Annotated in this window: 14 protein-coding genes, 1 pseudogene and 1 other annotated feature; of the genes and pseudogenes, 12 read left to right on the top strand and 3 right to left on the bottom strand. The window is 34.4% G+C overall.

Annotation, left to right across the window (positions count from 1 at the left end):
• Positions 1-504: 504 nt before the first annotated feature.
• The 5 genes from NCCP28_RS00675 to NCCP28_RS00655 all read left to right on the top strand — a co-directional run bounded on the left by NCCP28_RS00675 (position 505) and on the right by NCCP28_RS00655 (position 6,383).
• Positions 505-1,458 carry a DMT family transporter gene (locus tag NCCP28_RS00675; RefSeq protein WP_248559499.1) on the top strand — a complete coding sequence of 318 codons (954 nt, stop codon included), beginning with the start codon at positions 505-507 and terminating at the stop codon, positions 1,456-1,458.
• A gap of 203 nt (positions 1,459-1,661) precedes the next feature.
• On the top strand, positions 1,662-2,435 hold the full coding sequence (locus NCCP28_RS00670) for an HAD family hydrolase (protein WP_248559498.1): 774 nt from the start codon (positions 1,662-1,664) through the stop codon (positions 2,433-2,435).
• 105 nt (positions 2,436-2,540) lie between these two features.
• Positions 2,541-2,771: a binding site (T-box leader), on the top strand.
• A gap of 56 nt (positions 2,772-2,827) precedes the next feature.
• On the top strand, positions 2,828-3,928 hold the full coding sequence (proB, locus tag NCCP28_RS00665; RefSeq protein ID WP_248559497.1) for a glutamate 5-kinase: 1,101 nt from the start codon (positions 2,828-2,830) through the stop codon (positions 3,926-3,928).
• Between the two features lie 12 nt (positions 3,929-3,940).
• Positions 3,941-5,188: a glutamate-5-semialdehyde dehydrogenase gene (locus NCCP28_RS00660; protein ID WP_248559496.1), complete on the top strand. Its 1,248-nt coding sequence runs from the start codon at positions 3,941-3,943 to the stop codon at positions 5,186-5,188.
• 295 nt (positions 5,189-5,483) lie between these two features.
• Positions 5,484-6,383 (top strand): AEC family transporter, encoded by a 900-nt coding sequence (locus tag NCCP28_RS00655; RefSeq protein WP_248559495.1) that lies wholly within the window; start codon positions 5,484-5,486, stop codon positions 6,381-6,383.
• A gap of 42 nt (positions 6,384-6,425) precedes the next feature.
• Here the strand turns inward: NCCP28_RS00655 and NCCP28_RS00650 are convergent, their stop codons facing one another.
• Complete coding sequence (locus NCCP28_RS00650; RefSeq protein WP_248559494.1) at positions 6,426-7,289, bottom strand: YitT family protein; 864 nt, start codon at positions 7,287-7,289, stop codon at positions 6,426-6,428.
• Between the two features lie 448 nt (positions 7,290-7,737).
• Between NCCP28_RS00650 and NCCP28_RS00645 the strand changes: the two genes are divergently transcribed.
• The 3 genes from NCCP28_RS00645 (at position 7,738) to NCCP28_RS00635 (ending at position 10,267) form a co-directional block, all read left to right on the top strand.
• Positions 7,738-8,070 carry a PadR family transcriptional regulator gene (locus tag NCCP28_RS00645; RefSeq protein ID WP_248559493.1) on the top strand — a complete coding sequence of 111 codons (333 nt, stop codon included), beginning with the start codon at positions 7,738-7,740 and terminating at the stop codon, positions 8,068-8,070.
• Positions 8,067-8,711 carry an HAAS signaling domain-containing protein gene (locus tag NCCP28_RS00640; RefSeq protein ID WP_248559492.1) on the top strand — a complete coding sequence of 215 codons (645 nt, stop codon included), beginning with the start codon at positions 8,067-8,069 and terminating at the stop codon, positions 8,709-8,711. The genes NCCP28_RS00645 and NCCP28_RS00640 overlap by 4 nt, the downstream gene beginning before the upstream one ends.
• Positions 8,712-8,836: 125 nt before the next feature.
• Entirely contained in the window at positions 8,837-10,267 is a 1,431-nt protein-coding gene (locus NCCP28_RS00635; RefSeq protein ID WP_248559491.1) for a DUF4153 domain-containing protein, read from the top strand.
• A 79-nt stretch (positions 10,268-10,346) separates the two neighbouring features.
• On the opposite strand, the gene NCCP28_RS00630 is transcribed toward NCCP28_RS00635, so the two are convergent.
• Complete coding sequence (locus NCCP28_RS00630) at positions 10,347-10,655, bottom strand: HNH endonuclease (RefSeq protein ID WP_248559490.1); 309 nt, start codon at positions 10,653-10,655, stop codon at positions 10,347-10,349.
• Positions 10,656-11,086: 431 nt separating this feature from the next.
• On the opposite strand from NCCP28_RS00630, the pseudogene NCCP28_RS00625 reads away from it, so the two are divergent.
• The 3 genes and pseudogenes from NCCP28_RS00625 to NCCP28_RS00615 form a co-directional block, all read left to right on the top strand.
• A pseudogene (locus NCCP28_RS00625) lies at positions 11,087-11,446 on the top strand (ATP-dependent Clp protease proteolytic subunit); the annotation flags it as partial.
• A gap of 179 nt (positions 11,447-11,625) precedes the next feature.
• Positions 11,626-12,816, top strand: coding sequence for a class I SAM-dependent rRNA methyltransferase (locus NCCP28_RS00620; protein WP_248559489.1), 1,191 nt, complete (start codon positions 11,626-11,628; stop codon positions 12,814-12,816).
• A 187-nt stretch (positions 12,817-13,003) separates the two neighbouring features.
• Entirely contained in the window at positions 13,004-13,789 is a 786-nt protein-coding gene (locus tag NCCP28_RS00615) for an HAD family hydrolase (protein ID WP_248559488.1), read from the top strand.
• Between the two features lie 57 nt (positions 13,790-13,846).
• Here NCCP28_RS00615 and NCCP28_RS00610 read toward each other — a convergent pair whose 3' ends face one another.
• Positions 13,847-14,299 carry an Lrp/AsnC family transcriptional regulator gene (locus tag NCCP28_RS00610; RefSeq protein WP_248559487.1) on the bottom strand — a complete coding sequence of 151 codons (453 nt, stop codon included), beginning with the start codon at positions 14,297-14,299 and terminating at the stop codon, positions 13,847-13,849.
• 243 nt (positions 14,300-14,542) lie between these two features.
• Between NCCP28_RS00610 and NCCP28_RS00605 the strand changes: the two genes are divergently transcribed.
• Entirely contained in the window at positions 14,543-15,169 is a 627-nt protein-coding gene (locus tag NCCP28_RS00605; RefSeq protein ID WP_248559486.1) for a YitT family protein, read from the top strand.
• The last annotated feature ends 124 nt before the right edge of the window (positions 15,170-15,293 follow it).

The raw sequence follows: 15,293 nt of genomic DNA, 5'->3' as shown, positions 1-15,293 counted from the left end.
AATAGGCAAGCAATAAAGGCCGTTGGAGTGTTCCAACGGTCTTTTCTTTATATTAATAGCTGGTTTTAAACATGAGCTGCTTTATCGCGCATTCCCGAATTTTCAATATAAGGAGAGAAAAAGAAGAAATCTAGGCGGAGAGAAACTAGTCCGCAAAGCCTGATGGAAGTTATACTTTATTTAAGTTTTGATTTTAAAAAATAAGAATATCTGCAAACAGAATAAGAGGCAAGCAAAAAAAGGTTGGCGCTATAAACAGTATAGATTTTAATATGTGTAAATATACATAAAATCAAATGAGCAAAAAAAGGAGGAAATATTTTTTCTTTGTATGCAAAATGTCCATCTCTTTCTTTTTTATTATTCGTGCAAAACTTAACATAAAATTCTACGCATCCATGATAAAAACTATTCAGCTTCCAAAACAATTGCGTTATAGTAGTAGATAAAGGTTTGGAATAGTATAAAAATTCATAAAGAAATAAAGCTAAAGGAGAAAGTTTTATGCGAGCTATTATTTTAGGCATTTTAGCAGCGTTTTTTTTCGCATTTACATTTGTTTTGAATCAAGCAATGGAAATGAATGGGGGAAGTTGGGTCTGGAGTGCATCTCTGCGTTATTTTTTTATGTTGCCATTATTAATTATAATAGTGCTTTTTAGAAAAAATCTAACTATAGTATGGCACGAGCTAAAGGCAAATCCTATTCCATGGATTCTTTGGAGTTCCGTTGGATTCGGCATTTTTTATGCTTTTATTTGTTTTGCAGCAGCTTATGGACCTGGATGGCTTGTTGCGGCAACATGGCAGCTAACCATTATATCTGGCACCTTGCTTGCACCACTTTTTTATGAAAAAGCGGGCAGTAAACGAATTCGAAAAAAAATTCCATTTAATAGTTTAACCTTTTCTTTGCTGATTGTATTTGGTGTTTTGCTGATGCAAGCAGAGTATGCAAAAGAGATGTCTATTCAAAGTACATTGCTTTGTTTTATTCCAATTGTCATTGCTTCATTTGCCTATCCACTTGGCAACCGCAAAATGATGGAGATTTTAGACGGACGTTTAGATGCCTATCAGCGGGTGCTTGGCATGACGATTGCGAGTCTGCCTTTTTGGGTTATTTTATCTATTTATGGGGTCTATACTGTAGGTTTGCCAAGCCGGGAGCAAGTGGCGCAATCGAGCGCAGTCGCTTTATTTTCAGGAGTTTTTGCCACTGTTTTATTTTTTGCAGCAACCGATTTAGTGCGAAGTGATATGCAGAAATTAGGAGCTGTGGAAGCAACCCAATCATTTGAAGTATTATTTGCGCTGCTTGGGGAAATGCTATTCCTTTCTGCACATATGCCTTCTTTTCTCTCATTAATTGGCATATGTTTCATCATTGTAGGAATGGTATTGCATAGTATTTTTTCAAGACGGCCTTTTGCTATAAAAAAATCTATTTCTGCATAATAGTAATTTCAGTTCTTTACAATAAAGGAATATTAATATTTTGTAAAATTTGCGCTATTTTTTACTATTTGCAAGAGAAGCGATATACTATTTAATAGAAAAAAGTGAAATTTAGTTAGAAGAATTTTACTTTCTGCTAAGGAAATAAAGGATAATAGTATACTATCCATCTTTTTGCAGCCAAATAAGAAGGAGGAAAAAACATGAACAACGTGTTAAAAAATCCCACGATTAAATTAATTGCATTAGATATGGACGGGACATTATTAAATCAAAAAGGCGAGATTCCAGAAGAGAACCGCAAAGCCATTAAAGAAGCTCAAGATCAAGGAATCCATGTGGTGTTAAGCACCGGACGATCTATTGCTACTTGTCGGGAGCATGCAGAAAGTTTGCTTTTAAAAACTTTTTTAGTAACAGTTAATGGAAGCGAAATTTGGGATTACCAAGGCAATCTAATTGAAAGAAATCTGGTGGAAGCAGAGAGCATTAAATGGATGTGGGAGCTTTCCCAAAAACACAAGGCAAGAGTTTGGGCTATCAGCTGCGGAAAAACATGGAATGATCAAATGCCTGAAGATATTGCTTCATTAGAATGGCTGAAATTTGGTTTTGATATAGAAGATGATAAGATTCGTGCAAGTGTATTAAAAGAATTGCAAGATAAAGGAGTTTTTGAATTAAGCAATTCTTCTTTAAGCAACATTGAAGTAAATGCGATTGGAATTAATAAAGCAAAAGGCTTAAAAACCGTCTGCGAAAAATTACATATTACAATGGATGATGTAATGGCTGTTGGAGACAGCTTAAATGATATTAGCATGATTAAAGAAGCAGGATTTGGCGTTGCAATGGGAAATGCTCAAGAGACTGTAAAAAAAGCGGCAGATGCGGTTACCGAAACTAATGAAGCAAATGGTGTAGCGAATGCTATCCGAAAATATGCATTAAAAAAAGAGCCTAGCTTTAAAGACTGATGGGAAAACAAAGTAAATCCAGTTGCCAGCCGGAATCGTCAGCGAAATCAAAAAAACGGATTGAAACAATCAAAAAAACTGTTATAATGAAATCAACATCTAAACAAGAGAACGTTTGAAAAAGGATTAGTATGCGAAACCTTGCGTTTTAGAGAGTGAAGTTTAGAAGCTGAAAGACTTCATAACGTTAAAGTCGCAGAACCTGCCTTTTGAGTCCTATGAAAAAGATAGGCGTAATCTGGCGTTAACAGACAAAGTGGGATAATGGCATCAATTGATGTTCTATTATCCAATTAAGGTGGTACCACGGAAATATTAGCCCTTTTCGTCCTTTATTGAAGGATGAGAAGGGCTTTTTTATGTTTTTTTGGAATCAGGAGGTTTTACAGATTATGGAGAAAAAAAGAATTGTGGTGAAAATAGGGAGCAGCTCCTTAACGAATGCTAAAGGAGAAATAGATGAACAAAAATTATCAGACCATATTGCAAGCATTGCCATCTTAAAAAGGTTCGGCCATGAAGTCATTCTTGTTTCTTCAGGAGCAGTTGCCGCGGGATTTGCAAAATTGGGATATCCATCAAGGCCTGTTACATTAAAGGGAAAACAAGCAGCAGCGGCAGTTGGGCAAAGTTTGTTGATTCAAAACTATATCAAACAATTTGCTCAATTTGACATTATTCCTGCCCAAATCCTTTTGACACGAAATGATTTTTCGAAAAGAGATCGATACCGCAATGCCTATTCTACACTGATGGAATTATTGGAAAGAGGCATTTTGCCGATTATCAATGAAAATGATACAGTCTCTGTTGAAGAATTGACATTTGGCGATAATGATATGCTGTCGGCTCTGGTGAGTGGATTGGTGCATGCAGGGCAGCTAATTATCTTAACAGACATTAATGGCCTGTATGACAGCAATCCAAAGGATAATCCTGACGCCAAAAGATATGATTTTATCGAGGAAATTACAGAAGAGTTTATGAAGGGCGCGGAAGGTTCCGGTTCAAAGGTTGGAACAGGTGGAATGAAGTCGAAACTGGTTGCTGCAGAAACGGCCATTTCATTAGGGGTAAAAGTATTTATAGGAAATGGCAGTGGAAAAGAGAAACTCATTTCTATTTTAGAAGGGCATGGAGATGGCACTTATATTGGAAAAGATGAATTAACAGCCATTAATAATAATCGCCAGTGGATTTCCCTGCATTCAACAGTTCAAGGGAGCCTTTATGTAGATAAAGGGGCAGAAACAGCCTTAATGAATCATGGAAGCAGCTTATTGCCTGCTGGAATATACAAAATTGAAGGAATATTTGAAAAAGGGAATGTAGTAGAAGTGATTGGCGAATCAGGAAGAATTGGAAAAGGGGAAGTTTTATATTCATCAGACGAACTTATGACCATTATCGGCAAAAAAAGCGAAGAATGCAAAAATGCCGAACATCCTTCCCGAACAACAGTCATTCACCGTGATAAATGGGTAAAAATTTAAGGGGGATTAAAAATGACAGAAATCCAACAAAAGGGAAAAAAAGCGAAACAAGCAGGTTTTGATATGACGCAATTAACGACAGCGGAAAAAAATGATGCATTATTATTCATCAGCGATCAGCTTTTAATCGATCAAGAAGATATTATTGAGGAAAATAAAAAAGACCTGCTTTATGGAAAAGAAAAAGGGCTGACAGAGTCTGTTTTGGACCGCATTATGCTGAATAAAAAAAGAATAGAAGATATGTCATTATCTATTAAACAACTAATTGAATTGGAAGATCCAATTGGACTGACATTAGAAGAAATAACAAAAGAAAACGGTTTGAAAATTGTGAAAAAAACGGTTCCGATAGGCGTAATGGGCATGATCTATGAAGCTAGACCAAATGTAACGGTAGATGCAGCGACCTTATCCATTAAAACAGGCAATGCTGTTTTATTAAGAGGCAGTTCTACAGCAGCATACTCTAATCAAGCGATTGTAAAATCTATTCATAGGGCACTAGAAAAGTCTGTTCTTCCACTAGATGCTGTGCAGCTGATTGAAGATACGAGCAGAGAAGCGGCAAAAGAATTATTTCATTTAAAAGAATATTTGGATGTTCTTATTCCAAGAGGCGGAAAAAATTTAATCGATACAGTTGTACAGGAAGCAACTGTTCCTGTTATTGAAACAGGCGCAGGAAATTGTCATATCTTTATCGATGAAACAGCAGATAAAAACATGGCGATATCTATTAGTTTAAATGGAAAAACACAGCGGCCTTCTGTCTGCAATGCGATTGAAACAATCCTATTTCATGAAGTATGGTTTAATGAGCATGGAGTCGAGCTTCTAACTGCTTTAAAAAATAAAGGAGTGGAGATCTATGGTGACAACAAAGTATGCTCCGCTTTTGCAGAAGCGAAAAAAGCAACAGAAGAAGATTGGTATACAGAATATTCCGCTTTAAAAATCAGTGTAAAAATGGTCGGAAATGTAGAAGAAGCTATCCAGCATATCAATCAGTATGGAACCAATCATTCAGAAGCGATTATTACAAGCGATGAAAAAAATGCTGCATTATTTTTAGCAAAAGTAGACGCAGCAGCTGTTTATCATAATGCAAGCACAAGATTTACAGATGGTTTTGAGTTTGGTTATGGTGCAGAAATTGGCATTAGCACACAAAAGCTGCATGCCAGGGGACCAATGGGATTAAAAGCCTTAACATCCACCAAGTATTTAATTTATGGCGATGGCCAAATAAGACAATAAATGCTAATAAAGTGAAAGTTCAATCAGTAGGGGCTTCATCCTACTGATTGTTAGCGGAGCTAATCAGGCTTTTGCGGGCAAGTTTCTCCCCATCTGGAGCGCTCGTTTTCTTTTTAGGTGGGAGTGTTAAGCCCGCCAATGCACGGTAGACTAGAAAACTTCTAATAGGTAAGAAGTTTTTTCCGCTGTTTGTTTAGTAAAGCGACTGAATAACATAAAGAAGCTGCAAAATATGAAGGTTCGATAATAAGAGTTAAAAAATAAAAGGACGATGCAGGAGAACGGAGCTTTTTCAATGGAATTTTTTGCTGTATTATTGCCAATATTTTTTATTTTTGGGGTCGGGTTTGTTGGAGAGAAGATTCTGCATATTGACGTTAAACCGGTTTCGACCGTGAGTGTTTATTTAATGAGTCCGATCCTTGGTTTTAGTGTGTTTTATGAAACAGAATTTAATAGTGATTATGTAATGATGACTATCTATGCTCTTGCTTTAGTATTTGGTATTATTGCGATTATTTATCTGGTGGGAAAGTTCAGAGGCTATAGCACAAACAAGATGTGCGGAATGATTTTATCTTCAGCATTTATGAATAATGGCAATTATGGCACACCTCTTGTTTTATTTGCATTTGGCGTACCAGCTTTGCATTATGCGGTTATTTTAATGGTTATTCAGCAATTAATAATGGCGACGATTGGAATATATTATGCGGCAAAAGGATCTTCCGAAAATCCCTCGAGTAAAGAAACAATGCAAAAAGTATTGCGTGTGCCGATTATGTATGGAGCATTATTAGGCATAATCTTTCACTTTTGGCATGTGCCAATAAGCAGTACAATGATGGAAGCCATTAAAATGGTTGGCAATGCAGCTATTCCAACTGTTATGCTTGTTCTCGGCATGCAGTTGGCAAAAATTTCGGTGAAAAATTTACGAATCCCGCAGCTTTCTTTGGCTTTAGTGCTCCGATTAGTAGTGTCGCCATTGATTGCTTGGGGAATGACATTTTTTCTTCCTGTTGATGATCTGTTAAAACAAATTATGATTGTGCTGGCAGCGATGCCATCTGCAGCCAATACAACATTATATGCTTTGCAGTATGATACGGATCCAGACTTTGTGTCATCTGCAACGCTATTTAGCACATTGCTCAGCTTAATTACATTGCCGATTGTTTTATCCCTTGTGTAAAGCATAAAAAACTCTTGTCTTGTCAGACAAGAGTTTTTTATTTTAATGGATGGCTGATTTAAATTTGCCCCCATGAGCTTCTTGGGTATCCATTATGGTAATAAAGGCATTTGGATCAATTTCTTGGACAATGCTTTTAAATTTTGCCACTTCTAGGCGGGTAAATACAACATACAGCACTTCTTTTTCTTGATCTAAATATCCGCCTTTTCCTTTTAGTTTTGTAACGCCGCGGCCGAGGCGATCTGATAATGCTTCGGCAATTTCTTCATACTCATTGGAAATAACCATTGCAGCTTTGGTATCGTCAAATCCTTGAATAACCGCATCTAACGCTTTGCTTGCAATATAGTACGTTAAGATAGAGTACATGGCTTGTTCCCATTCCAAAACAAATCCTGCCCATGCGAACACAAAAACATTAACAAACATTACAAATTCACCGACTGAAAAGGGGATTTTTTTTGATAATAAAATCCCTAAAATTTCTGTCCCATCCAATGCACCAGAGTTGCGGATTACAAGACCAACACCTGCACCTAAAATTAAGCCGCCAAATACTGTCGCAAGCAAGGGTTCTGTCGTTAATGCATCAAAATGATGGAGGCTTGATTCTACAATGGCCAGGATAATAATTGCAAATAGGGAGGAAATGCAAAAGTTTTTCCCTATATATTTATATCCTGCAAATAAAAACGGCAGGTTAATAATAAGCACAAGAATTCCGAAACTAAACCCTGTCATATAATTTAAGATAAGAGAAACACCAATAATGCCGCCATCTATTATTGTATTTGGAACTAAAAATAGCTCAATTGCTATTGCTGCAAGACTTGCGCCAATCATCAGCATAATATAACGCAGAATTAAATGTGACTTTGATTCTTTTTTATGTATTTTTACCATTTTGTACACCTTTCCTTATGAAAATTCAAGGAATATTTATTAACCATCATAAAATATTGATTAAATTATCATTCCACTATTAAGTTAAAATATGCAATTATTTGGACAATGGACGTACCCAAATATTCTAATGTTTATTGTTGATTAGTTGTAGAAAAGAGGATAAACGCTAAATGGGAGTATGGATGTAAGAAATAATTCGAGTATTCGAAGAATGTTGAATTACTAATTGATTCATATTACCTCTCTAGATCTCTACGATCATAAAAAATGCCTCCTTTATCATAAATTGTCCATATCTAATAGTTTACCATAGAAAGAAAATATTTTTACCCACAAAGTATTAAAAGGTACATTTTTCGACTAACAGTTTTGTTTTTCTTGCATTTACAGAAGGAAAGCTCTAAGATGAACGTAAGGTACATTTTTATTCTAGGTAGGTGGAAAAATGTTTAATCGAGAGCTGGTTAAAGGAAGCACATCATTAATTTTATTGCAGTTATTAGAAGAAAAAGAAATGTACGGCTATGAATTGGTAAAAGAGATGGAAAGCCGCAGTGATTATACACTTCAAGTAAAGGAAGGAACTTTATATCCTGCGCTGCACAAACTGGAGAAACAAGCGTATGTAGAGTCTTTTTGGCAAGAATCGGAAAAAGGTCCAGCTAGAAAATATTATCGGATTACGGAAATGGGAAAAGAAATCTTATTGCATAAAACAAGCGAATGGAAAAAATTCGTACAGACAATTGATAAAGTAATTGGGAGAAAAGGAATATGATTTCTACGCAAAAAGAATATATCGATTTGCTTAGGGAGCATTTAGAGAAAAATTCGAATAAGGAAGAAATTCTTCTTGAATATGAAGTCCATTTAGCCGAAATGCATACCGAAATCTATAGCAAAAAGCAGATTTCAGAACAGGAAGCGATGAAACTGATTATTGAAAGGTTTGGATTACCAGAAGAAATTGCCGAGATTTATAAAGAGGAATCAGCGGTTACAGCGGAAAAAACAAAATGGCTTTTTTTCATCAGCAATCTCTTCTTTTTTATAAGCGGAGTTGGCTTAACAGTCATTTATCATCAATTATCTAATCCATCGATACATAAAGTATGGGCATTTTTAACAAGCATTCCTTTTACAATTATTTGCTTATATTGTTTCTTTTGGCTGTTGTTAGGTTATGAAGTGGGCAAAGAATTTGGGCTTGGCGGCAGAAAATTGCTGCAAAAGACATTTTCTATTTCTTTGATTCCGAATCTTTTATTAATGGTTTTAATAGTTTTTCAAATTATTCCTATTTCGGTGTTTGATCCATTATTATCTGAGCAGTTTATCTTTATCTGCATTGGTGCAACGTTTTTTTTGTATCCAATTACAGTAGTAGGTTTTCGTTTTGGAACAACAAAATCAGTTTAAGTTGTTCTATTATCTACCTAGAATTACTACATTGCAATACAAAAAGCGATATATAGTTTTTATCTACCTAGAATTACTTCTTATTTTGTTAACTATATAGAATTACTATGTAAAGGAGAATAAAAATGAAAAGAAAAAATATTATCTATTCATTAAGTTGTTTGCTTTTAAGTATGCTTGCCGAAATAAGTTTATTTACAGAAAGCATCGGTATATCTTTTAGTCTCTTTTTTGCTGCTTTTTATTTTTTATTTTATGCTTATATCAAAAAAAGAGTATCCAGCCATAAATTCATCGGCATGTTTTTATTTTGCTGTATATGGGTGTTGATCTTAAGTTATGTTGTAACAGCTAATCCTTATTTTTACAGCATAAATTTTATTCTTATAATTGGGCTGGTTTGTATTCATGCTTGTTTAATAACAAGTCCTCCATTTCTTGATTGGAGTTCCTCTCTATTTCTTCAATATTTAGGAAAAAAAGCGGAACAGTTTTGTGAATGCACAAAAATTTTCGGGAAATTATTTCTTAAACAATATAAAAAAGAAAAGTATCCTAAAAGTGTTGTACAGTTGAAAAAAGTCATAATTGGTTTAATCATTGCTGCACCTATTGTAGTAGTTATGTTCTTTTTGTTGAGTTCCTCTGATGAAAATTTTGTTTTTTTTATAAAAGAAATAGTAGGGGATGGCGTTAAAATAAATGCAAACCTTATTTGGCAGGGAATTAGGGTCATCATTTTTTGTGTTTTTTTTATTCTAGCAATGAAAACGATAAAAAGAAAAGCAATCATAGTCCCTGTGAATAAGTCAAAAAGGGGAGGAACTTTTGATCATACAATTGTATTAACAGTCTTGTTTGCTGTAAATAGCTTATATTTGCTGTTTACAATTGTGCAATTCCGCTATTTTTTTAATGATGTATTAATGAATGGCTATAGTTTTTCTGCATATGCAAGAAGAGGATTTTTTGAATTGATTATTGTTTCTATAATAAATTTGCTGATCATCCTTTGTGTGAACACCTATGCGCAGAAAAAAATAATTATGCTAAAATCTTGTATGACACTATTAACAGTATTTAGTCTCATTATGCTATTATCTTCCCATCTTCGGTTGTCTCTTTACGAAGAAGCATATGGCTATACCTATTTGCGATTATTTGCCCATTCTTTTTTATTGCTCCTTGCTGTTGCATGGGCCTTTACGATTATAAAAATTTGGATAGAAAAGCTAAATCTAATTCGAATTTTTATAATTATTTTTTTAGTATATTATTGCACATTAACGATCACTAATTTAGACGGATTAATTGTCAAAAAAAATATCGAGCGATTTTCCCATACAGGCCAGTTTGATATTCCCTATATGAAAACACTATCTGACGCTTCTATTCCTCCTTTAGTGGATTATTATAAGCAGGAACCCCATATTACAGGATTAAAGCAATTGCTGATTGAGAAAAAACAAACTATACACAAAAAAGAAGTTCGCTGGCAGTCGTATAATCTAATGGAAGCAAAAGCGAAAAAAGCATTAAAAGATATAAAGGAATAAGAATTTTTAGTAAAAGAAGAAAATGGTGCAGCTAAAAATCTGATGGATAGCAAATGCTTTTCCAGCCTGTTAGTTGCACTTATCTTCTTTTCTTTTTTTCTTTTGATTTTTTAACCTTCAATAATTTTGAGGATGGCTGTTTTTTGATCCAAACCAAATATTTTTTTATTTGTGGATCATCCTTTAAGAGGGGAATGGTATGTAATCGAAGCGCTAATTCTTCATTTGTGTATAAGGCATGGATTTGTTTGTGGCAAGGAATGCAAAGCTTTGCGGTAGTTAAAAAAGCACCGCCCATTTCTTTTGGTGTCAAATGATGAACAGTTGTTTCTACCTCTTCTCGTAAACATAACGGACAGGTTCCTGCTTGTTTTTTTGATTTTTCCATGATTATTTCCTCTCTTTTGTTATTTTTTTATATTTTCCTAAATCGGCTGGAATTATCGTGGGAGCTGGCAAACAAATAGGATGAAAGCAAGGCGAAGGAGTATAATGAAAAAACCACGAAAAAATTTTTATGACCATATCTTTTTAAAGATTTCCTGCGTTATAGATACGAAAGAAAAAGAGGCGCGTCGATGAACTTTCCCAAAAATAGCATGATAAGTCAAAAAAGCAGACTGGAAGAAAATATAAAAAAACTGGATCATTATTGCAAGTTTCTTCAGATTAAAAACTGGGACGGGAAGATATTATGCAAGAAACATGGCTAAAAGCATTAGAAGCATACGGAGAACACAATATAACTCCTGCTTTATTAAAAAAATCGCCTATCATCAATGGATGGATATGATTCGGAAAAATAAAAAGCAAGTAACATTTGCCATTTATGATACTATGCAATATATTAAACCAGATGTAAAAACGATTTGTACAGGAATGGCGGCATCCTTTGGAGCACTGCTTTTGCTTGCTGGAGCAAAAGGAAAACGATATGCTCTGCCCAATAGTGAAATAATGATCCATCAGCCGTTAGGGGGAGTAAAAGGGCAGGCGACAGAAATTGAAATTGCCGCAAAACGGATTTTAAAGCTGAAAGAACAAATAAATAGGATTATTGCCGAAAAAACAGGCCAAAAACTTAAAAAAGTTTTCAGTGATACAGAACGGGATTATTTTTTAAGTGCAGACGAAGCAAAAGAATATGGCATTATCGATGAAATAATTATTTCGAAATAATAAATGTTAGTTCATTTGGTTCTACTTGGCCAAGTGGACTTTTTTTGAGGAAAAAGAAAGTTGGCTGGTCCATTATAGGTATCCAGTTATTTTTCATGTATAATAAGATAAGGCGTAAAAGGTTTTTGTGCAGTTATTTCCATAATGAAATGAATAATAGAAAGTAAATAGGTGACAAAATGGAACGAATAAAAGTGCAAGTAACTCCTTTATTTGAGCGTGGAATAAAAGAAGGCAATCCTTTATTGTATAAAGATTCCTTGGAAAATGTTTCCCGTTTAGAAGAAGGGCAGATTATAGAAGTGGAAAATAGGGACAAACAATTTCTTGGACTTGGATATTATGCTATTCAAAATAAAGGAATCGGCTGGATTTTAACCAATAATTCAAATGAGGCAATCGACGAAATGTTTTTTCAAAAAAAATTAGCTGATGCTATTGAGAAAAGAAAAGCATTATTTCAAGATCCTCATACAACTGCATTTCGTTTATTTAATGGCGAAGGAGATGGAATCGGTGGTTTTACGCTGGATCTTTTTAATGGATTTTTACTTTTTCAATGGTACAGCAAAGGAATCTATCGTTTTAAAGACAAGATTATTGCAGCTCTGCAAACATGTATGGAGTTTAAAGGAATTTATGAGAAAAAGCGTTTTGATCAAAAAGGAATGTACGTAGAAGATGATGATTTTGTTATGGGGGAAAAAGGAGATTTTCCTATTACAATAAAAGAAAATGGCATTAGCTATTCTGTTGACTTAAATGATGGTGCCATGGTCGGAATCTTTTTGGATCAGCGGGATGTGCGCAAAATGATTTGTGATAAATATGCAAAAGGGAAAGATGTTTTAAATACTTTTTCTTATACAGGGGCTTTTTCTGTTGCGGCAGCAGTTGGTGGAAGCAAGTCAACGACAAGTGTGGACTTAGCAAATAGAAGCAGAGCAAAAACGGCGGAAAATTTTCAGCTGAACAATATTGATCTTGAAAAGCAAAAAATTATCGTCGAAGATGTTTTTCACTATTTTAAATATGCCGTCAAAAAAAACTTGTTATTTGATATGGTAATCCTGGATCCTCCTAGTTTTGCAAGGTCAAAAAAACATACATTCAGCGCTGCCAAAGACTATACTAATTTATTAAAAGAGGCCATTGCGATCACAAAGGATAATGGCATCATTGTAGCTTCCACCAATTGTAGCACCTTTGATATGAAAAAATTTAAAAAATTTATTTTAGATGCTTTTGAAAAACAAAGCAGCAGTTATGAAATTGTCGAAGAATTTGGTTTGCCAAAAGACTTTCGCTATTTAGAGAAGGTCAAAGAAAGCAATTATTTAAAAGTAGTGTTTATTAAAAAGCGAAAATAATTTTATAAAAATAATGATTGGAAAATCAGGCGGGGAAAACTGCCTGATTTTTTCTCTTTCTAGGGCAATCCACTTTACAATCAAGCTTTTGTTAAAAAATCAAGTATTTACATCTAATTTGTTACCTTGTAATCTAATAGGGAAAGCAAGGCTGTCTAAGTACATAATAGAATGGGGAAGGGTACAAATGATGAAAGCGATATTTTTTGATTTAGATGATACATTATTATGGGATAAAAAAAGTGTGCAAGAAGCATTTGACAAAACATGCAAGCTTGCTCAAAAAAAATATGGAATCGATGTTCAAGTATTAGAAGAAGCAGTACGCAAAGAGGCAAGATCACTTTATGAAGGGTATGAAACTTATTCATTTACCCAAATGATTGGCATTAACCCTTTTGAGGGATTATGGGGAGAATTTGCAGATGATCATGATTCTTTTCGAAAAATGAAAGAAATTGTGCCGCTTTACCGAAAAAATGCGTGGATAAATGGCTTAAAAGCGGTCGGGATTGAGGATGAATCATTTGGTGCAGAATTGGCAGAGGCTTTTCCTCGTTTTAGAAAAGAATCACCATTTGTTTATGAAGAAACATTTGAAGTTCTCGATCAATTAAAAGGAAAGTACAAGTTAGTCCTTATTACAAATGGTTCTCCGCAATTGCAAAATACAAAATTGGAAATAACGCCAGAAATTGCACCATACTTTGATGAAATCATCATTTCAGGAGCATTTGGCAAAGGCAAACCTGACCCATCCATATTTGAGCATGCATTAAAAATTGCAGATGTGAATAAAGAAGAGGTGCTGATGGTAGGGGATAATCTAAATACAGATGTGCTTGGTGCCACAAGAGCTGGAATTAAATCAGTATGGATCAATAGGGAAAAGGCTATTCCTAAAGAGGTTATTCCTACGTATGAAATTCAGAATCTTCACGATTTATTTGCCATCATCGATTCATTGGTTTAAAAGTGAAAAAGGAAGCTGAGAAAAGACGAATTGCTTTTTTCCGCTTCCTTTTTTCATTCACAAAAGGTCCTCCTCCTTTATTGGCAATAGATGGCGGTAAGGAACAGGAGAAGCCAAAATAACAGAGGTATTGATTGTTCCATATGGAATTAGCCGATCCACCAATTTACGCATTCCATCAATGCCAGAGACAGCTGCTTTAATTGTATAGCTAATTGGTCCTGTTACCCGATGACACTCGATAATATCCTCTACTGTCTGAATGAAATCTTCGAATGTTTTTGCTTCTCCTTTTAATTCACTAATTTGAATAAATAATAATGTTTCTCTTCCCAATTTAGCAGGAGATACTCGTGCGCTAAACTCTACAATGATTCCTTTTTCTTGTAGGCGAAGCAAACGTTCTGAGACGCTTGGGCGGCTTAAAGCTAATTTTTTGGATAAATCGCTTATTGTTATTCTTCCATCTTCTTGCAAAATTTTCAGTAATTGTATATCAACCTTATCCATTTCTTTAATGGCTCCTTTAAACAATATGAATTGATTTTCTAAAAAAACAATTCGATATTTAGGTGTTTTGATTTAAATATATGCTTTTTGTTATGTAAAATTGCTTCGATCTATTCTATCATTATAATTGTAATAATTCCACCTTTAAATCCACATATCTTTATACCTTACCAAACTGCATGAAATGCCGCCGAAAAGCAAAAAATTCATACACTACAAAATTTGTTTTAGGAGTGGTATCTATTGAAATTCCTCTTTATGATGCTTGGCTGTTTTATTACTGCACTCGGTTTATCTATTCTAAAAACAAGCGGGATTGTAACTGGGGGCACAGCAGGCCTCGCATTAAGCCTTTCGTATTTGCTGCCATTTTCTTTTCCATTATTGTTTGTCATTATCAACCTTCCCTTTTTTATTATTTCCTTCAAAAAAATGGGGAAAGAATTTACCTTTGCAACGATGGCAGCTGTCTGTACGGTTACTTTATTTTCAGCCCTATTGTCAAAAATTCATGTGGCAATTAGTATGCATCCCCTAGTAGGCAGCGTGGTTGGGGGAGTAATTATTGGAATTGGCACCATTCTATTATTTATGAATGGCTCATCATTAGGTGGAGCGCAAATTCTATCCATTACCTTGCAAAAGCAGCTTAATTGGAATATGGGAAAAACAAATTTTGTTTTTGATGCAATGGTTATACTCATAGGGGTGTATAGTGTCGGGATAATAAGGGCGCTTTACAGTATTGTTTCCGTATTTATCATTTCTTTGATGATAAGCTATTTTAAAGAAAAAATTGCAAAAAGAAATAGTTCCTCTGTTACGACATTAGTAGATAAAAGAAATCATAAAGCCCACTCTATATCCTAAAAAATGCGATGGTTTTCTTCTTAAAAGAAAACCATCGCATTTTTTTCTATTTTTAAAAGAAAATCATTTGACATTGATAATCATTTTCATTTAAAATAAAAAACAAATAAAACTTATTATTTCA

The sequence above is a fragment of the Niallia sp. NCCP-28 genome, assembly GCF_023168165.1.
Classification (GTDB): Bacteria; Bacillota; Bacilli; order Bacillales; family Cytobacillaceae; genus Niallia.
This window is presented reverse-complemented; position numbering and strand designations above follow the sequence as displayed.